This is a genomic window from Variimorphobacter sp. HTMS_6, from assembly GCF_059717775.1.
This window is the reverse complement of the sequence record NZ_AP046094.1, coordinates 2,921,574-2,942,017: the sequence shown is the minus strand read 5'-3', so window position 1 is coordinate 2,942,017 and position 20,444 is coordinate 2,921,574. Positions and strand designations below refer to the sequence as shown.

Below are 20,444 nucleotides of genomic sequence, written 5' to 3'. Positions count from 1 at the left end.
AATAATGTGATATAAAAGGGTGAAAAAACGACCTGTGTTTTGTGCATATATACAAATTTATTCATTTCAACTTTAAAACATCAAAATCCTGTTGCGAAGCCGTGACGGTTTATTATAATATGTAAGTGTAACGGATGGCTTCTAAAGTATTATATCGAAAATATAGTAAAGGATAGGTGGCAGTTGCAATGGAAAAATTAGACATGCTCTATGAAGGAAAAGCAAAAAAGGTTTATAAAACAGATGTGGAAGACGTTTATATCGTTGATTATAAAGATGACGCCACTGCATTTAACGGGCTAAAGAAGGGAACTATTGTAGGTAAAGGCGTTGTAAATAATAGAATGTCCAATCACCTTATGAGTCTCCTTGAGAAGGAAGGCGTACCGACTCACTTTGTAGAAGAGTTAAGCGACCGTGAAACCGCAGTTAAAAAGGTTACTATCGTTCCTCTTGAAGTTATTGTAAGAAACGTATCTGCAGGTAGCTTTGCAAAGAAGTTGGGCATGGAAGAAGGTATTCGTTTAAAGGCTCCTACTTTAGAGTTCTCTTATAAGGATGATGCTTTGGGTGATCCAATGATCAATGACTACTATGCAATTGCAATCGGCATCGCTACAAGAGAAGAGATTGAACGTATTACAGAATTGACATTTAAGGTAAATGATTTCCTTTGCAAATACTTAGAAGAAAAGGGCATCGAATTAATCGACTTTAAGATTGAATTCGGCAAGACCACTGACGGGCAGATTATCCTTGCGGATGAAATCTCTCCGGACACCTGTAGACTTTGGGATGTAAATACACATGCTAAGCTTGATAAAGATCGTTTCCGTAGAGATATGGGCGATGTTGAAGAGGCTTATGTTGAAGTATTCAAGCGTTTAGGAATATAATAGATAAGAATAGGATAAGCAGCGAAGCTTGTCACAGATAGATACTTATGAGGCTGTTCGAGGATTTGGGCAGCCTCATCCTAACTTTGGAAACATTGAATGAGACTATTGCTTAAGAACTACATGGCATAATAGGGAATGATGATTGGTCATTACTATTGATTGAGAGGAAGGTTCGTGCTCATGAATTTTGAATATAACAGTTATAATCCTGATGAAATACATGAAGAATGTGGCGTTTTTGGAGTATATGATCTGGATGGCAATGATGTAGCCTCCACAATTTATTATGGTTTGTTTGCACTTCAACATAGAGGGCAGGAAAGCTGCGGTATTGCAGTAAGTGATACCGAGGGCCCAAAAGGAACGGTTAAGGCTTGGAAGGGAATGGGTCTGGTCAGCGAAGTCTTCACGCCGGAGCATTTGGATAAAATAACAGGCGGAAATATCGGTGTTGGACATGTTCGCTATTCTACAGCAGGTGAAAGTAATATTGCAAATACTCAGCCCTTAGTTTTAAATTATGTAAAAGGAACATTAGCACTTGCTCATAACGGTAATTTAGTGAACACACCTGCATTGAGAAAAGAGTTAGAATATACGGGAGCGATATTCCAGACCACGATTGATTCAGAGGTCATCGCATACCACATTGCAAGAGAGCGTTTAAACTCTGCAACTGCGGAAGAAGCAGTAGCAAGAGCGATGAAGAAAATAAGCGGCGCATATTCTTTAGTAATAATGAGCCCAAGAAAGCTGATGGGAGCCAGAGATCCATTTGGTTTTCACCCGTTAGTAATTGGAAAGAGAAAGAATGCATACATTTTAGCTTCTGAAACAGCTGCATTACATGCTGCTGATGCGGAATTTATACGTGATGTATTACCGGGTGAAGTAGTGATGATCGATGAGAATGGAATTCATTCCGATACCTCTCAATGTGGTCAGAAGGCTGCAAAATGTATTTTTGAATATATCTATTTTTCCAGACCGGATACTACCTTTGATGGAGTAAGCGTATACAATTCCAGAATTATGGCCGGTAGAATTCTTGCACAGACTTATCCGGTAGAAGCGGATGTTGTAGTCGGTGTTCCGGATTCCGGTAATGCAGCTGCTATGGGTTATGCTCTAGAATCTGCAATTCCGTTTGGAATGGCATTTGTAAAGAACAGTTATGTGGGAAGAACTTTCATTAAGCCAAAACAGTCCATGCGTACCTCCAGTGTTCGAATTAAACTGAATGTTCTGGCTGAGGTAGTAAGGGGTAAGAGGGTTGTTATGATAGACGATTCCATTGTTCGTGGTACTACCAGTGAGAAGATTGTCAGAATGTTAAAGAAAGCTGGAGCTACCGAAGTGCATGTAAGAATCAGCTCACCTCCATTCTTACATCCATGTTATTTTGGAACCGACGTTCCAACCGGTGATCAATTAATCGCTCATAACAATACAGTTGATCAGATCAGGGATATGATTGGTGCTGATTCCCTCGGTTATCTGGATGTTGAGCGACTGAGTGAGATGATTGGTGGAGATATAGGATATTGTGATGCTTGCTTTACCGGTAATTATCCAATTGAACCACCGAAGGAAGACATTCGCGGAGATTATGAGGCGTAAATTAAAAAGATATGTTATAATATACTAATCTTGCTGTTAATGTGAATTATTGAAAAGCATAATTCACATTAACAAGTTTGTGTATTAAGGTGGATGAATTATCGAAATGCATTTTTTACATCTCAACGTTTGTGACTGCGGAATTATCGGCATAAACTAACACAAAGAGTATGTGTGTTAACAGTATGTATATTAAGTTATGAGGAAGGACAAGGTTGTTTTTATGAGATTTGCTGCAGATAATAACTATGTGAATGTAACAGGAAGAACACTGTTTTACGATGGTGTTCGATACATGAATTATTCCTGTTCCTCAATAGAATTTTTATTTACAGGCAATCGGGTGGAAGCGGAGCTTTGGACCAATTCATCCTTGTTAGAGAGTAGTTGTAAAGCCTGGATAGGGGTGTTTGTCGATGATGGACAAGAGCCTGTGAAGCGAATTGCTGTGGATCAGGAAGGAACGTATCTTCTCTTTGAAGAGAAGGCAGCTACAAATACGTCTCCCAAAGAAAGAAAACTTACCTTGGTAAAATACTCTGAAGTGGCCTTTGGAAAGATTGGGATTAAGTCAATTATAATTGATGGAGAACAACCTCCAAGACCCACATTAAAAAGAGAGCGGCGAATTGAATATATCGGAGATTCTATAACTTGTGGGTATGGAAATGAAGGCGTATGGAATCAGGACGAGTTTGATACTTCAACAGAAAATCCATGGGAAGGGTATGCTGCGATAACGGCACGGGCTCTTAATGCGGATTATCATTTGATTTCATGGAGTGGAATTGGAGTGATATCAAATTATACAGAGGAGGATTCAGCGAACGATGAATGGCTGATGCCTGCAATGTATCCGTATACGGACAAGGCAACCGACCTTGCACTTGGTAATGATATGCCAAAGGCTTGGGAGTACGATCCCTTTGTACCGGACTGTATCGTGATTAATCTCGGAACCAATGATGCAAGCTATACAAAGAACCTATCGGATAGAATTAATGCATTCGGAAAAGAATATTATCGATTTTTAAAATATATTCGTTCCAATAATCCGACCACTGAGATTGTATGTACCTTAGGTGCAATGGGTCAGGAATTGTGCGGTGAGATTGAAGCACAGGTAACAAGGTTTATATCAGAAGGGGAGCAGCATATTCACTATATGGAATTTGATGTTCAGCTGGAAGAGGACGACATCGGTATAGACTGGCATCCTAGTAAGATTACGCATAATAAGATGGCTCATAAGCTTGAGGAAAGGTTACGAGAAATTATGAACTGGTAAGAATAGAGTGGTATATAAATAGTATAATTTACACTCATAAGTTTGTCATTTGAAACATTCGTGATAAGTCAAGCATATTCAATTTAGTATGAATAACAATAAAGTAAAGTTGAAAAATAATTACTGAGAGAAGAAAGGGGTAGGAAAGATGAGTAACGATAAATACATGTCTCCGTTATCCGAGCGTTATGCCGGTAAGGAAATGCAGTATATCTTTTCGCCGGATATGAAATTTAAAACCTGGAGAAAGCTTTGGGTTGCTTTGGCAGAAGCCGAAAAGGAACTTGGTTTAAATATTACACAGGAACAAATCGATGAGCTGAAAGCGTCACAGGATAATATTAATTATGAGGTGGCAAGGGAGCGAGAAGCATTAGTTCGTCATGATGTTATGTCCCATGTTTATGCATATGGTGAGCAGTGCCCTAAGGCAAAGGGAATTATCCATCTTGGTGCAACCTCCTGTTACGTTGGTGACAACACCGATATTATTGTTATGACTGAAGCGTTAAAGCTTGTGAAGAAAAAGCTGATCAATGTTATGGCTGAGCTTTCGAAGTTTGCGATAGAATATCGTTCCCTTCCGACACTTGCGTTTACTCATTTTCAGCCTGCTCAGCCGACTACCGTTGGTAAAAGAGCTGCATTATGGTTAATGGAATTAAAGCTTGATTATGATGATATTTGTTATATTATTGATAGCATGCAATTACTTGGTTCAAAGGGTACTACAGGTACACAGGCAAGCTTCCTTGAATTATTTGATGGTGATCATGACCGCATAAAGAAGCTGGATCAAATAATCGCTGATAAGATAGGCTTCTCCGGTTGCTATCCGGTATCCGGACAGACCTACTCCAGAAAAGTTGATTACAGAGTGTTAAATATTCTTGCAGGAATTGCGGCAAGTGCACATAAGTTCTCAAATGATATTCGTTTATTACAGCACTTAAAGGAAATTGAAGAGCCGTTTGAGAAAAATCAGATTGGTTCCTCTGCGATGGCATATAAGAGAAATCCGATGAGAAGTGAGCGTATTGCTTCCCTCGCAAACTATGTTATGGTGGATGCTTTAAATCCTGCACTCACGACCTCTACTCAGTGGTTTGAAAGAACGTTAGATGATTCCGCGAATAAGCGTATCAGTGTACCGGAAGCATTCTTAGCAATTGACGGAATATTAGATCTATATATGAATGTCGTGGATGGTCTTGTGGTTTATCCGAAAGTTATTGAGAGACGCCTTATGCAGGAGCTTCCATTCATGGCTACCGAGAATATTATGATGGATGCGGTAAAGGCCGGAGGAGACAGACAGGAGCTTCATGAAAAAATTCGTACCTTATCCATGGAAGCTGGTAGAAATGTAAAAGAAAAAGGTCTTGAAAATAATCTTCTTGAACTGATTGCAGCAGACCCTTCCTTTAACATGACTTTAGAAGAGTTAAAGAGTACAATGGATCCTGCAAAGTACACAGGACGAGCAAAGGAACAGACAGAAGAATTCATCCGTGATGTAATCCAGCCTATTCTTGATGAGAATAAGGATGCGCTGGGTTTAAAAGCGGATATTAAAGTGTGATAATCTTGTAATACAGTAATCTTAATATAATGCAATCATCAACCTGGTTGCACAGCAAAAAAGCCATGTCGGAAAAGAATAAGTTTCCTTCATGGCTTTTGCTATTCATAGTATTGACAAATAATATGGGAACAACTATAATGGCGAAAAATGGTTATTCTGAATTCATGAGAGAAAAAGATACAAGTATCAATTTGGGTAGGAATTGATAAAAAATAGCGAATAATAATGGGGGGCTATCAATGAATAAAGATATATTTAAATATCTAAATAAACCAAAACTCTATGAGAAAAGTTCTGCAAGATTCTGGGATGATGAACATATCTCTAAAGGTATGCTAGAGGCACATCTAAATCCAAATGTGGACGGAGCAACCAGAAACTTAACCTTCGTAAATGCTTCCGTAGATTGGGTTACAAAGGTTTCACCACCGGATCAATTTGGTAAATTACTCGATATGGGATGTGGTCCTGGTATTTATGCGGAGAAGTTTTATCAGAAGGGATATCAAGTTACCGGAATAGATCTTTCAAAGCGTTCAATAGATTATGCGGTGCAAACTGCAATGAAGAATAGTTCAGATATTGTATATAGCAACATGAATTATTTAGACATGTCTTATGAGGAAGAGTTTGATATTATTACTTTGATTTATTGTGATTTTGGTGTGTTATCGGATGAGGATAGGGCGATGATTCTTCAGAAGATTTATCGCGGATTGAAGTCAGGTGGAAAATTTATAGTGGATGTATTTACATCCAGAGAATATGATAACAGGCCGGAATCAAATAGTTGGGATTATAATGATGGAGACTTCTGGTCGCCTGTTCCACATATGTGTCTCAACTCGTTATATCGATATGATGATACAAACACCATGCTCAGACAGAGTATTATCATAACTGAGAAAGAAGTCAATTGTTATAATATTTGGGAACACACTTTTACTAGGGAAGAAATCATCTTGGACTTTGAGAAAGCAGGGTTTAAATATATAGATTTCTATGGGGATGTGACAGGAGCAGAGTATAGTAATGAAGGTAACATTATCTGCGTAGTAGCCACCAAATAAATATTAAATCGGGGATGTTGCAAAACAAAGAATTTGTTGGAGTAATATTATATTGTCATAATGTACTGTTTGGAAGATTGTATTCATAATTTTGTATTTTCGAAGGCGTACTTTTATGTACGACAGCGAAATACAAAATATGAATGCTGTCCTTCCAACCTGTGTGTGAGGCAAATAACATTGTTCCTAAATAGAATTATTTATTTTGCAACATCCCCTTCGTCTTTACTGAACCTTACAACCGGTATGTTCAATTGTGTTCTTGATTTCTCCTTCCGCGGCGGGTTCATTAAAGCCCACTTCAACGGTTCCACGATGAAGATCAATATTAACCATCTGAATACCATCTATTTTTTCTAAAGAATTTTTTATCTGAGTTTTCACGAGATTGCTGGTTAATCCGCTCACATTATAATGAATATTGTTCATATTTATCATCCTTTCTTGTATCGAAAATTACATGATTTATTATCCTTGATAGTTTTTGGATTTGTAATCGTTTTTATCATAACTATAATGGAGGTTTTATAGGATAAGTTGTATTAATTTACTAATAAAAATTTGGAATTTATAATTTTCAAAATCTAGGTACCTGTGTCGGGCGAATGGCAGAGTTTTTAATCTAAGACTGTGTAAAAGAATTTTAAAATTTTATAGATAGCTTACCTTTCTTGCAGTATAATAAACATGTTTTACAAATGATAATTCATAATTTATGGATGCTTCATCTGGAGGAGGATTATGGACAGAATTCTGATTATTGAGGATAATAAGGATGTAAATCTGCTCTTAAAAGAGAGTTTGGTTAAGGATGGGTACGAGGTGGAATCAGCATTTGATGGAATAAGTGGAGGGAAACTATTGAAATCCAAAGAGTTTGATTTGTTGCTTTTGGATATCATGCTGCCCTATGTAAGTGGAGATGAGATATTAAAGGAGCTTCGTACCTATAGTGAGATGCCTGTAATTATCATATCAGCTAAGGATATGGTATCAACCAAAATTGATTTATTAAGGTGGGGAGCGGATGATTATATAACAAAGCCATTTGATTTGGGTGAGGTATCAGCGAGAGTTTCATCCCATCTTCGAAGAGTACATAAAAAAGAAAATTCTGTCCTGACCTATAGAGATTTGATTATTGATCAAAGAATAAAACGAGTTACGATTAATTCTGAAGAATTGGTGCTAACTGCAAAAGAGTATTTTATTCTTGAGCTTTTCCTGACGAATCAGGGGAAGGTCTTTTCGAAGGCGAATATCTACGAGACAATATGGGGAGAGGAATATTTAGGCGATGATAATGCGGTAAAAACCCATATGAGTAATTTGCGTAGTAAGCTAAAAAAGGTAAATCCTGACGATGAGTATATAGAGACGGTTTGGGGGATTGGATACCGTCTTTGTAAGTTGGCAGAATAATTTATCCTTTTCTTTACCCTTTTTGTTTTTTTCTTATCCTTTTCTAAACAGTAAGTCCGTATACTATGGCTCATAGAATAGTTTTGGTAAGGAGAGGAATCATGAAAGAGTGTGTATTAAAAACATATAACTTAACAAAAAGCTATCGCAACTTTCACGCCCTTAGGGATGTTACGATATCATTAGACCAGTGTAAAATATATGGGTTAATTGGACAAAATGGTGCGGGTAAGACCACATTAATGAGGTTAATCAGCGGATTGAGCTTTCCGACAAGTGGAAACGTTGAATTGTTCGGACATTCCGAGCCTAAGGAATTGCAAACCGAGTTAAAGAGAATTGGTACGCTGATTGAGAACCCAAGTATGAATGGGAATATGACAGCGAAGGAGAATTTGAAACTTCATAGAATTATTAAGGGAATTCCCAATGAGACAATAGATGAAGAATTACTTAACTTAGTAGGACTAAGTGGAACCGGTAGAAAGAAGGTCAAAGACTTCTCCCTAGGCATGAAGCAGCGTCTGGGAATCGCAATTGCATTACTTGGTGACCCGGAATTATTGATCCTTGATGAACCGGTAAATGGACTTGACCCACTGGGTGTGGTAGAAGTACGTAATCTAATTAAAAAGATGTGTGAAGAACGAAATATGACAATATTGATCTCCAGTCATAATCTTCCTGAATTATATCAGACAGCCACAGACTATATCATCATTGATCAGGGAAGGATCAAAAAGACATTGACCCTGGAGGAGCTGGAGGAAAACTGCAAAAAGCACATCAGAATTGAATGTGAAGAATGTGAAAAGCTGATATATGTCCTCGAATCAAAGCTAGATACGACTAATTATAAAGTAATGCCTGATCAAAGCATAAAACTCTACGATTATCTGGAACAGAAGAGCCAAGTGGCGAAAGTTCTCTATGAGAATGGTATTATTATAACAGGGTTTTCAATTGAAGGTGATACCTTGGAGAACTATTTTATATCCATGATCGGAGGTGGTCAGAATGCTTAATTTGATTTATGCGGAAATATATAAATTGAGCAAATCAACTGCATTTCGAGTATGCTTTCTGTTAAGTATGATCAGTGGAGTATCCCTTATTGTGATATCGCATTTTATAGCAGTTGGAACACTTAGTGAGAGTATAAGCGGGAATGCCTCCGGCTTAACGGAGGTCTGTATTATATCCTTACTCGGTTCTCTTATGGCAGGAATTTTAGTTTCCAGTGACTTTGATACAAAGACGATCCATAGCTCCATTGCGAATGGAAATGGTAGAAGAATGGTAGTAATCAGTAAGGTTGTTATATATGTTATCGTGTTGGCGTTATTGTTGCTGCCTTACGCGGTTGCGACAATAATAGCAGTTTGTACGGGTGCAGAATTTACGAAACCATTTGTCCCTTCGATGTTTATTCGAATCCTATATGATATCTCCGGATCGAAGGTTACCTTTGATATGATCTCAAAAATAATATGTATCTCTTTGGTGACTATATTGGTGTACGCTGCAAGATTAAGTATTTGTTTATTATTGGCCTTTAAGGTAAGGAAATCGGTAGCAATCTTAGCCTTTGGATTTGTATTTAACGGATTGGTTGATTTATTTATTCGGTTACTGAAGGATATTCCGGTTATAACGACTGTCGTAAAACTGACTCCTTATTCATCGGATTTCATGTTGATTAATTTGCAAAGCAAAGCAGAACTTTTAATCAAAGCATCCATCAGCAGTGTGGTATTTCTTATAATAATCGGGGAACTTACTTATCAGATGTTTAGAAAAGCAGAGATTAAGTGACATATAGGATATCCAGAGCAATAGTAAATGACGCAAGATAGAAGTAAAGAAGAGATACAAGCAAAGAAGAGATACAAGTAAAGAAGAGATACAAAGGGAGAACAATTAGTGTTATATTTTTAAATAAGATGGAGGGCATGAGATGTTGTACATCATCGGGATAATGGTGGTTATCATTCTGTTTTTAATCCTATATCTGATAAGCATTTTACTACAGATACGGAATATGAACAAACAGTTGGAAAAAAGGATTGTAGAACACTCACGTCAACCTATTACACTGGAACTTATTAATTCGGAGCTGAATAGACTGGCAAACAATATGAATCAATGTTTTAAGGCGGAGGAAACCCTCCGTCTTAACGCAATTCGGGAGGAGAAGCGTTTTCGGGAAATGATAGCGAACATCTCCCATGATTTGAGGACACCACTTACTGCGATTAAGGGGTATCAACAATTACTGAGCGGTGAGGATTTGACTCCGGATCAAAGAAATAAAATTACCATAGCAGAGAACCGGGCGAATGAGCTTGGTCAATTGATTGAGCACTTCTTTGAATATTCTTATTTATTAAATAGTGAGCAGGAACAAAACAAAGAAAGAATTAATCTGACAAATCTTGTGACCGAGTGTTTGGTTGATTCTATCACTACCTTGGAGGAGAAACATCTGAGGGTAGAGTTTAATGATAATACACCACCCATTTATCTTATGGCGGACAGGGAGATGGTTACCCGTATCGTTCAGAATCTCATCCGTAACTGCATTCAGCATTCACAGGGTGATATAATGGTTACGATTTCTCAGGATAAAAATGCATGTCTTTCATTTTGCAATCAGGTAAAAAACCCATCGGAGATCGATGTAACGAAATTATTCGACCGCTTCTACACCGCGGATCGTTCCAGGAATCATTCAACCGGACTGGGGCTGTCCATCGTAAAGCTTCTTACTGAGCAGCTGGGTGGATATACGAAGGCAAGGATGAAAGGAAATTTGTTGGAGGTAAGTGTGATATTTGATTCGTTGTTTACTTTGGAATAAATAAGATGGTATAATATATACATATAATCAATGCGGTATCCATAAGGAGTAATTATATGAATATTGATTTGGAATATTATCGGATCTTCTATTATGTAGCGAAGATAGGTAGCTTTACCCAGGCCGGGGAGTCTTTGTGTATCTCACAGCCGGCAGTCAGTCAGGCAATCAAATTACTTGAGACACATCTGGGTAGTAAGCTTTTTATTCGTATTCCTAAGGGGGTTAAGCTTACGCCTGAGGGAGAAGTGCTTTTTAGCTATGTTCAAAGAGGTTATGAGTACATTTTATTGGGTGAAGAAAAGTTTAAAAAGATGCTCGATCTGGAGAATGGTGAAATTCGTATTGGAGCTAGTGACATGACCCTACAATTCTATCTTCTGCCGTATCTGGAGAAATTCCATAGTAGACATCCAAAGATTAAGGTAACTGTGACAAATGCTCCGACACCGGACACACTAGAATACCTGTATGAAGGGAAGATCGATTTTGGTATTGTCAGTGAGCCTTTTGAAGGGAAGCAGGAGGTGGAGGTTAGGAAGGTAAGAGAGATTCAGGATGTCTTCGTCGGAGGAAAGTTATTCGAATATCTGAAGGGAGAAACACTATCATATCGTTCCTTGGAAGAGCTTCCGATTATTTGCCTTGAAAGTAATACAAGCTCCAGAAAATTTATTGATGAATTTCTTCAAAAGAATGAGGTTACACTAAAGCCTGAATTTGAACTAGCCATGAGTGATATCATTGTTCGATTTGCAACACGTAATCTGGGCATCGGATGTGTGGTAAGGGATTTTGCTGACGAGGCGTTAGCGAGTGGAGAACTTTTTGAGTTAAAGTTTGATTCTAATATTCCAAAACGTAACTTTTGTATCATAACAGGTAACTCAAATCCAATCTCTACCGCGGCAAAAGAATTACTGAACATGATGGAGAATGGGATTGAAAAATAGTGTATGGTAAGATTTATACAGAACAAAAATAATGATAATATGATAAACACTTGGAAGAAAGAGTGAAAGAAAAATCTTTCACTATGCGCATAAAACGTGCGCAGGAATGGAGGAAAATATGAAAAATATTAAAATAAAATATATTAGTGACAAAATTGAAAAGCTGCAATACATCGAGAATAAATCAGATTGGATTGATTTAAGAGCTTCGGAGGAGGTTACCTTAAAAGCAGGAGAATTTAAGTTGATCCCGCTTGGCATTGCAATGGAGCTTCCATCCGGTTATGAAGCACATGTGGTACCTAGAAGTAGTACCTTTAAGAATTACGGAGTTATTCAGACCAATTCAATGGGAGTGATTGATGAGACCTATTGTGGTGATAATGATCAATGGTTTTTCCCGGCTCTTGCGATGAGGGATACTGTAATCCATATCAATGATCGTATATGCCAGTTCCGAATCATGGAACATCAACCGCAGATTGAATTCATTGAAGCAACCACTTTGGGTAACACAGATCGTGGTGGACATGGAAGTACGGGCAAACAATAGTTGTAACGCACATCTGATGATAGATTAGGATACGAAAATCTTATTAGTGGAATAATGTAATATGAAATATCGTGAAAAGGAAATGGAGGAATCTATGGCCGGAGTTATCACACACATGGTAGTAGCTAGGGAGATTAGCAAACGTTTACCCAAGGGAACAATTCAAAATATGGGATCCTTTTATCTCGGAAATCTTGCTCCCGACGCCATTCATGCCAGAGAAGGATATATCAGAGAGTACAAAAAGCACACTCATTTACGGGATGATATTCCGGATAAGGACTTTGAGAGTGAGATAAATCGTAATATATTTCATTCTCGGGTAAGAGATTTTATCTTGGAATTCAGGGATCATGAGAATCAGGTTGATTTATACAGGGGATATATCTGCCATATCCTAACGGATGAATTATTTGTGTTGACCAGACGTAAGGAATTCTGTATGGAGATGGAAAAGCAGGGGATATTACAAAGCGATCCGCTATTCTTTGAATATATTGTGGCGGATATGAACCGGAATGATATACAACTGGTGAAACAATATGAAGGTAGTGATGAGATTAAAACGGTACTTGAGAAAGCAGAGGTTCATCCGGTAGAAAATTATGTTACGGAAAGAGAAATGCAGGTGAGCAAGGACTGGCTGTTGTTTCAGCACTATTATATTAAAAATGAAGATCTACAACCACGAGTGATTACCTATGATAGCATGGTTCAATTCGTACATATGGCAGCAGATGATATCGTTTCCAGATTAACGGATGATATTAGCTTTCCGAAAATGTTTTAGTTAAAATTGGCACGAATCGTGATTAACTGCACGAATTAGAATTATAAGTCATAGTGAAAATTCCATATATGATGCTTTCAGTTGAGTATGATTAACATTTGACATAAGTAAAAGTTATGGCAAGCATAATGAATATTGATTTTACTTATGAGTAGAAATGCATTATACTTGGTAAGTAATTGGGTATAATAATCTACTGCGATATGTTTAATAGCATAATCGTACATCCAAGGAGGAATTCACTATGGTTAAAGCAATAGTTGGCGCCAATTGGGGCGACGAAGGAAAAGGCAAAATAACAGATATGCTAGGTCAAGAGGCAGACATCATCGTAAGATATCAGGGTGGCAGTAATGCAGGTCACACAATTATCAACGAATATGGTAAATTTGCTCTTCATCTACTTCCGTCCGGCGTATTTTATAATCATACTACAAGTATTATCGGAAACGGTGTGGCACTTAATATTCCATACTTAGTAAAAGAGATAAAATCCATCGTGGATCGTGGTGTTCCGGCTCCTAAGATTTTAGTTTCAGATAGAGCACAAATTATGATGCCATATCATATTTTGTTTGATCAATATGAAGAAGAAAGACTTGGCGGTAAATCCTTTGGCTCCACCAAATCAGGGATCGCTCCTTTCTATTCTGATAAATATGCAAAAATCGGTTTTCAGGTATCGGAATTATTTGATGATGAGTTATTAAAGGATAAAATCGCAAGAATTTGTGAAGTTAAGAATGTTATTCTAGAGCATTTATATCACAAACCTGCGTTAGTTGAAGAAGAGATATTCCAGACATTGGTAGAATATAGAGATATGGTTGCTCCCTATGTATGTGATGTATCTGCTTTTCTTCATGAAGCAATTAAGGAAGGAAAGAACATCTTATTAGAGGGACAGCTTGGCGCATTAAAGGATCCGGATTTCGGTATCTATCCGATGGTAACATCCTCCTCCACTTTAGCAGCTTACGGTGCAATCGGTGCGGGTATTCCGGCTTGTGAAATCAAGAATGTTGTAACTGTAGTTAAGGCATATTCCAGTGCTGTCGGTGCAGGTGAGTTCGTTAGTGAAATCTTCGGTGAAGAAGCGGATGAGCTAAGACGTCGTGGTGGTGACGGCGGTGAGTACGGTGCAACAACCGGCAGACCAAGACGTATGGGCTGGTTTGATGCAGTAGCTTCCCGTTACGGCTGCAGAATGCAGGGTGCAACAGAAGTAGCACTTACCGTTCTTGACGTATTAGGTTATCTCGATACACTACCGGTTTGCATCGGTTATGAGATAGACGGTGTAGTAACCAGAGACTTCCCTACTACAGTAAAGCTTGCAAAAGCAAAACCGGTTTATGAAAATCTTCCGGGTTGGAATCAGGATATCAGAGGAATAAAAAACTATGATGAACTTCCTGAGAATTGTAAGAAATATATCGAGTTTATCGAAAAAGAGCTTGAGGTTCCGATTACCTTAGTATCAAACGGACCAGGTAGAGAAGAGATAATTCGTAAATAAGAATTAATAAATAATAAAAAATGGGCTGTACATTCGCAATGAAAAGAAAAATTGCTGGTGTGCAGCTCGTTTTTTTTCCTTTCTTTAATGAAAAAATAGATTATACAATCGAAATGAAAAGAAAAATTGTTGGATGCGGTTTTCAATAAATAAATGGTGATAAATTTCAAAACCCCAAATACCGTTACGTGCGTCAATCGAGTGGAAACGTGTCTCTGGTGGATAATAATTACATGCTTTTAAGTTATGTGATAAACTTCGTTCACTAAAGTGGCATCGCACTCTTTGTTAGTTATGCAATTTTCTATCTCCAGTTACTGCGGTAATAACGCTTGCGATATTCCTTCGGTGTTAATCCGGTATATTTTTTGAAAACATTGATAAAATGGCTGTGTGAATTAAATGCGAGGTAATTACAGATATCGGTCGCTGAGTAATCAGAAAACTTTAGCATATTTTCAGCAGCTTCTATTCTTTTACTTAATATAAAATTCCCGATTGTTGAATTCATTTCTTTTTTAAAAAGCCCACACAAGTAAGTAGCATTTTTACCGGTATAATGCGATAACGCTTCTATTGTGATCACATCATGCAAATTGTTGTATATGTAGTCAATACATTGAGTAACCGGGATTGAATTACTGCGTTTGGTGTGTAGTTTTTTCATTCTGATCGCATAATCGTAAACAATATCGTGATGTAGCCTAGTCAAATCTTTGGTAGAGGTACAACGGTCAAGCTTGCGAATATTAACATCACTTAACGTATATGCTGTTTCTACATCCATTCCGCCTTCGATACAAAAGCGTGTGATAAATGCAATTGCTATCGTAAGGTGATATTGCATATTACGAATTGGCGTAGTAGAAAGAACACCAAGTTGCTGATTGTCCAGGGGAATCATAATTTCTTTTAATGTATCGAGATCTCCGTTTTTCACTGCTTCATAAAAACGCAGTTCTTTTTCATACGGAAGATGATTATGATGATCTTCTCTTTGCAAAAATAGGGAATGAATAAGCTGAGAATCTGTAATGTTTTCTACCATAACTAACCTCCTGGGACATAAGTACTTGTTATGTAATTTATTTTATTATATCAGAAAAATTAGATATAAAACAGAATTTTGTGATATTTTTTAGAAATACTAAGTGATACAGTTTGTCTTGTAGTAGAAATTATAATATGGAAAGGGGTAATTTATGAAAAAGACTAGTAAAAGAATAATTTTGGCTATTACTATGATAATGGTCATGGTTTTACTACCGATTTTTGGAATGAAATTGACAGAAGCCAAAACTAAGGTAAAAGTTAGTTCGGTTACGATCACTCAACCAACCCAAAAATCACTCACTTTAAAGGTGGGTAGTACTTATCAGTTAAAGGTGAAGGTTGCACCATCTAGTGCAACAAACAAAAATGTGAGTTACATGAGCTCAAACAGTAAAATTGTCGTTGTTAGCGATTCGGGGAAGCTAACAGCTAAAAGCAAAGGAACGGCAAAAATTACTGTAACAGCAAGGGACGGGAGTGGTAAAAAAGCGGTTTTAACTGTAAATACGGTTATACCGGTAAATAAAGTAACAATTGTAAATCCAACAGATGATAGTATCGTATTAACAAAAGGGAAGACTTATACGGTTAAAGCATCCGTATCACCCGCAGATGCAAATAATAAAGGGTTAAGCTATAGCAGCTCTAACACTAAAGTTGCAACAGTGGATAGTAACGGAAAAGTAACAGGAAAAAATAATGGAAATGCTGTAATAACTGTAAAAGCAAAAGATGGAAGCGGAAAACTGGATACCGTTAATGTTGTGGTAGGATATCCGGTAACAGGAATTAGCATTAATCCTACTTCAATAACTAAGGTAGTGGGAACTAATTATAAGGTGAACGCGGTGATTACCCCATCCAATGCATCCATAAAAGCGATAAGATATTCCAGTTCAAATTCAGCGCTTGCAACAGTAGATAAATATGGCAATGTAGCGCTTAAAAAGAGTGGTACAGTTACAATATCAGTATACGCTACTGATGGAAGTGGTAAAAAAGCAAGTTTATCAATTAATATCATAACACCGGTTAAATCAATTTCATTAACCGAAACAAGTGTTACAAGGAATGTTGGAACCACTTATCAGTTGACTCCAATTATTATGCCAAGTAACGCATCAAATAAGAAGCTTACATATACAAGCTCCAACACATCCATAGCAAAGGTAGACGCGAATGGAAAAGTATCCTTACTGAAAGCAGGAGTTGTAAAAATTACAGCTGCTTCAACAGATGGAAGCGGAGTGAAAGCAATCGTAACAATTACTATTGTTACTCCGGTTAAAACAATAACATTAGCTGAAACGAATGTAACAAAAAATGTTGGCAGTACTTACCAGGTAGTGGCAAGTGTTCTTCCAACTGATGCAACAAATAAGAAGCTTACATACACAAGCTCCAACACATCATTGGCAACAGTAGACGTTAGCGGAAAAGTTTCCTTGCTGAAAGCAGGAACTGTAAAAATTACAGCTGCTTCAACAGATGGAAGCGGAGTGAAAGCAATCGTAACAATTACTATTGTTACTCCGGTTAAAACAATAACATTAGCAGAAACAAATGTAACAAAGAATGTTGGCAGCAGTTATCAAATAGTAGCTAGTGTACTTCCAAGTGATGCAACAAATAAGAAGCTTACATACACAAGCTCTAACACATCTTTGGCAACCGTAGACGGAAGCGGAAAAGTTTCCTTGCTAAAAGCTGGAACCGTAACAATAAATGTTGCTACTACAGATGGAAGTGGACTGAAAGCAACTGTAACAATTACGATTGTAACACCAGTTAAAACAATTACATTAGCTGAATCAAGTGTTACACAAGATCTTGGGACTAGTTATCAGATAGTTACAACTATTCTACCAAGCGATGCAACAACTAAAAAGCTTTTATACACCAGCACGGACACAACTTTGGCAACTGTTGACAGTAACGGTATGGTATCCTTGCTAAAAGCTGGAACCGTAACAATAAATGTTGCAGCTACAGATGGAAGTGGTGTAAAAGAAACTTGCACAATTAACATTAATGATCCATATGTGGGATATACCTTAAAATGGGCGGATAATTTTAACGGAACAACATTGAATTCAGACGATTGGAATTATGAATTACATGATCCAGGTTGGGTTAATAATGAATTACAAAAGTATACAGCTTCAGAGGATAATGTCTTTGTTAAAGATGGCTCACTCGTAATTAAAGCTATAAAAGAAGTCGATGCAAATGGAAAAGTTTCCTATACCTCGGGTAGAGTAAATACTATGAAAAAGCAAGACTATAAATATGGTCGCTTTGAAGCAAGAATTAAATCACCTAGCGGAAAGGGCTTCCTTCCAGCATTTTGGATGATGCCAACGGATGAAAACCTATATGGTCAGTGGCCAAAATGTGGTGAAGTTGATATTATGGAGGTTCTTGGTGACAAGGCTAATAAGGCGTATGGAACACTTCATTTTGGAGAACCACATACTCAAAAGCAAGGAAGTTATACATTGGCAAATGGTGACTTTGCAAGTGAATATCACGTATATTCCTGTGAATGGGAACCAAGTGAAATTCGTTTTTATGTAGATGGTATATTATACAATACGGTAAATGATTGGTTTTCAAAGAAGCCAGGTTTTGGTGAAGTGACCTATCCTGCTCCATTTGATCAACCATTCTACATGATTCTCAATCTCGCAGTTGGCGGTAGTTGGCCTGGTAATCCGGATGAAACTACACAATTTGGCGAGAATGCAGAATTGAAAGTTGATTATGTAAAAGTATATCAGAAAGATAGTTATAATGAAAATGTAGAGAAACCTACCACTGATGTAACCTTACGTGATCCTGATTCAACAGGCAACTATATTAATAACGGTGATTTTTCAGTAAATGAGAGTCTTAGTGATAATAAAAACTGGGGATTCTTACTTGCAGGCGGCGAAGCAACAGCAGATATCACAAATAATGAATTAGTAATTAACACAACTAATGCAGGAAGTTTAGATTACAGCGTTCAAGTTGTACAACCTGATTTACCGATGAAAAAAGGCTATCGTTATCGTCTCACTTTTGATGCTTCCGCGGCAGACAATCGTACTATGATAACAGATGTGTCAGCACCGGATAATGGTTATATTCGTTACATGCCAAATACCATTACGAATTTAACTACTGAAAAGAAATCATATACATACGATTTTGATATGTTAAATAACAGTGATCCAAATGGAAGATTAGAATTTAATCTTGGTAATCAGGGATCCACTGCACAAGTAAAAATCAGTAATGTAAGATTAGAGATGATCGGTGAAGCGGTTACACCACCAGAGACGAAGAGTGTACTTCCAGATGGAAATTATGTTTATAATGGAGCATTCCAGGAAGGCATAAACCGTTTAGCTTATTGGAATATTGATAATCAGTGTAATGGAGCAGAAGTTTCTGTTACGAATGTTAATAATATTCGTGAATTAAAGGCAGTTGTTCCAAATAGTGTAACAGACATGTCACAGGTTGTTCTAAAACAAGATTCTATAGCAATAACAGGTGGAAAAACTTATATATTATCTTTTGATGCATATGGAGATAATGCTCAAACCATTCAAACTACGGTTGCAGGTAAAGTTTTTGATACAACCTTAACCGATACAAAGAAATCTTACAAATATACCTTTACAACCGAAGACGGACTATCCGGTAGTGAGCTTAAATTCCTTTTAGGAGTAGAAGGTACAGCCTATATCGATAATGTTCGTATCCAAGAGGATGCATTATTGATTAACGGCGACTTCTCAAACGGATTAACCGGTTTTGAAGCATTTGCTGATGCTAGTGTTTCCAGTAAGGTGACTTACACAGTAGATTCCCAGAAAGAAGATAATGCGGCGCTCTTTGATATCAATGATACAGGTGACGCAGAATGGAAGATTCAGCTGAAACAGAATAATATTAAGCTTGAGCAAGGTAAATGGTATAAGATAAGCTTTGATGCGAAAGCATCGATGGATCGTTCTATTATGTATGCATTACAAAGAGATGGAAGCTCAGATAATGATTGGACACCATACTCTGGATCAAATAAAATCAGTATTACAGGAGATTATCAGAATTTTTCAAAGGTATTCCAGATGAGTGGTACTACTGATCCGAAAACGATATTCAGTATATCCATGGGTGCTGTAGATGGAAATCGAATTGAACAGCCACATCAGGTATATATTGATAACATTAAATTAGTTGAAGTAGAGGCTCCTCAAATTGATACCGTACCAGTTGGAACTGATTTAATCAAGAACGGAGATTTTTCAAAGGCAGAAGAAAGCTGGATCAATGCAGTTACTGCACCGGGAGCTGCAACGGCAGATTTAACGCAAGGCAAGGCTATCTATGATATTACTAACACGGGTTCAGAGGATTGGCACGTTCAGCTTAAGCAGGATGGGTTATTACTAGAGAACGGATCTACTTACCATGTTAAATTTAAAGTTAAATCAACGCAAGCAAGAACTATAAAATATGCATTACTTTGTCCTTCCAAAAGTTACGATTGGTATGAGGGAGAAGATATCGCTCTCACTGCAGGCGAAGAACTAACTTTTGAAGAAGATATAACTGTAGCAAAAGATACAAGTTCAGCAATTGAATTTGCTATATCAATGGGTAAGATTAAGGATATAGATACACCTGCTTCTACAATAGAAATTAGTGAGATTAGTATAGTAAAAACTAAATAATTAAATTTATAGTGGAATAAGATACAATGGGGAACAAGCCATTTTTGTGAATTCTTAAAAATGGTTTGTTCCCTAATTTGACTATACAGCAGCTAGGCCTGTTAT

Annotated in this window: 16 protein-coding genes; 14 read left to right on the top strand and 2 right to left on the bottom strand. The window is 37.4% G+C overall.

All coding sequences use genetic code 11. The features are described from left to right. Positions 1 to 188 precede the first annotated feature (188 nt). The 5 genes from purC (at position 189) to AC6IWN_RS13280 (ending at position 6,462) form a co-directional block, all read left to right on the top strand. On the top strand, positions 189 to 896 hold the full coding sequence (purC, locus tag AC6IWN_RS13300) for a phosphoribosylaminoimidazolesuccinocarboxamide synthase (RefSeq protein ID WP_497987898.1): 708 nt from the start codon (positions 189 to 191) through the stop codon (positions 894 to 896). A 183-nt stretch (positions 897 to 1,079) separates the two neighbouring features. Next, positions 1,080 to 2,519, top strand: a complete 1,440-nt coding sequence (gene purF, locus AC6IWN_RS13295) for an amidophosphoribosyltransferase (RefSeq protein WP_497987897.1) — start codon at positions 1,080 to 1,082, stop codon at positions 2,517 to 2,519. A 223-nt stretch (positions 2,520 to 2,742) separates the two neighbouring features. Further along, positions 2,743 to 3,807 (top strand): SGNH/GDSL hydrolase family protein, encoded by a 1,065-nt coding sequence (locus AC6IWN_RS13290; RefSeq protein WP_497987896.1) that lies wholly within the window; start codon positions 2,743 to 2,745, stop codon positions 3,805 to 3,807. Positions 3,808 to 3,955: 148 nt separating this feature from the next. Further along, positions 3,956 to 5,389: an adenylosuccinate lyase gene (gene purB / locus AC6IWN_RS13285; RefSeq protein ID WP_497987895.1), complete on the top strand. Its 1,434-nt coding sequence runs from the start codon at positions 3,956 to 3,958 to the stop codon at positions 5,387 to 5,389. A gap of 242 nt (positions 5,390 to 5,631) precedes the next feature. Next, positions 5,632 to 6,462, top strand: a complete 831-nt coding sequence (locus AC6IWN_RS13280) for a class I SAM-dependent methyltransferase (protein ID WP_497987894.1) — start codon at positions 5,632 to 5,634, stop codon at positions 6,460 to 6,462. Positions 6,463 to 6,687: 225 nt separating this feature from the next. Here the strand turns inward: AC6IWN_RS13280 and AC6IWN_RS13275 are convergent, their stop codons facing one another. After that, on the bottom strand, positions 6,688 to 6,891 hold the full coding sequence (locus tag AC6IWN_RS13275) for a heavy-metal-associated domain-containing protein (protein ID WP_497987893.1): 204 nt from the start codon (positions 6,889 to 6,891) through the stop codon (positions 6,688 to 6,690). A 312-nt stretch (positions 6,892 to 7,203) separates the two neighbouring features. Between AC6IWN_RS13275 and AC6IWN_RS13270 the strand changes: the two genes are divergently transcribed. From AC6IWN_RS13270 to AC6IWN_RS13235, 8 genes are all read left to right on the top strand, one after another. Next, positions 7,204 to 7,884 carry a response regulator transcription factor gene (locus AC6IWN_RS13270; protein ID WP_497987892.1) on the top strand — a complete coding sequence of 227 codons (681 nt, stop codon included), beginning with the start codon at positions 7,204 to 7,206 and terminating at the stop codon, positions 7,882 to 7,884. A 101-nt stretch (positions 7,885 to 7,985) separates the two neighbouring features. Beyond that, a complete protein-coding gene (locus AC6IWN_RS13265; RefSeq protein WP_497987891.1) occupies positions 7,986 to 8,909 on the top strand; it encodes an ABC transporter ATP-binding protein in 924 nt (307 codons plus the stop codon). After that, the gene (locus AC6IWN_RS13260; RefSeq protein WP_497987890.1) at positions 8,902 to 9,699 is read left to right on the top strand and encodes a hypothetical protein; all 798 of its coding nucleotides are present in this window, start codon (positions 8,902 to 8,904) and stop codon (positions 9,697 to 9,699) included. The genes AC6IWN_RS13265 and AC6IWN_RS13260 overlap by 8 nt, the downstream gene beginning before the upstream one ends. Before the next feature lie 142 nt (positions 9,700 to 9,841). Next, a complete protein-coding gene (locus tag AC6IWN_RS13255; RefSeq protein ID WP_497987889.1) occupies positions 9,842 to 10,744 on the top strand; it encodes a sensor histidine kinase in 903 nt (300 codons plus the stop codon). 56 nt (positions 10,745 to 10,800) lie between these two features. Then, positions 10,801 to 11,697 carry a LysR family transcriptional regulator gene (locus tag AC6IWN_RS13250; protein ID WP_497987888.1) on the top strand — a complete coding sequence of 299 codons (897 nt, stop codon included), beginning with the start codon at positions 10,801 to 10,803 and terminating at the stop codon, positions 11,695 to 11,697. Between the two features lie 118 nt (positions 11,698 to 11,815). Then, positions 11,816 to 12,250: a dUTP diphosphatase gene (locus tag AC6IWN_RS13245; protein ID WP_497987887.1), complete on the top strand. Its 435-nt coding sequence runs from the start codon at positions 11,816 to 11,818 to the stop codon at positions 12,248 to 12,250. Positions 12,251 to 12,311: 61 nt separating this feature from the next. Further along, the gene (locus AC6IWN_RS13240; RefSeq protein ID WP_497987886.1) at positions 12,312 to 13,040 is read left to right on the top strand and encodes a zinc dependent phospholipase C family protein; all 729 of its coding nucleotides are present in this window, start codon (positions 12,312 to 12,314) and stop codon (positions 13,038 to 13,040) included. A 244-nt stretch (positions 13,041 to 13,284) separates the two neighbouring features. Next, complete coding sequence (locus AC6IWN_RS13235; protein ID WP_497987885.1) at positions 13,285 to 14,559, top strand: adenylosuccinate synthase; 1,275 nt, start codon at positions 13,285 to 13,287, stop codon at positions 14,557 to 14,559. A gap of 304 nt (positions 14,560 to 14,863) precedes the next feature. Here AC6IWN_RS13235 and AC6IWN_RS13230 read toward each other — a convergent pair whose 3' ends face one another. After that, positions 14,864 to 15,607, bottom strand: coding sequence for a helix-turn-helix domain-containing protein (locus tag AC6IWN_RS13230; RefSeq protein WP_497987884.1), 744 nt, complete (start codon positions 15,605 to 15,607; stop codon positions 14,864 to 14,866). A 154-nt stretch (positions 15,608 to 15,761) separates the two neighbouring features. On the opposite strand from AC6IWN_RS13230, the gene AC6IWN_RS13225 reads away from it, so the two are divergent. Beyond that, complete coding sequence (locus AC6IWN_RS13225; RefSeq protein WP_497987883.1) at positions 15,762 to 20,339, top strand: Ig-like domain-containing protein; 4,578 nt, start codon at positions 15,762 to 15,764, stop codon at positions 20,337 to 20,339. Positions 20,340 to 20,444 lie beyond the last annotated feature (105 nt).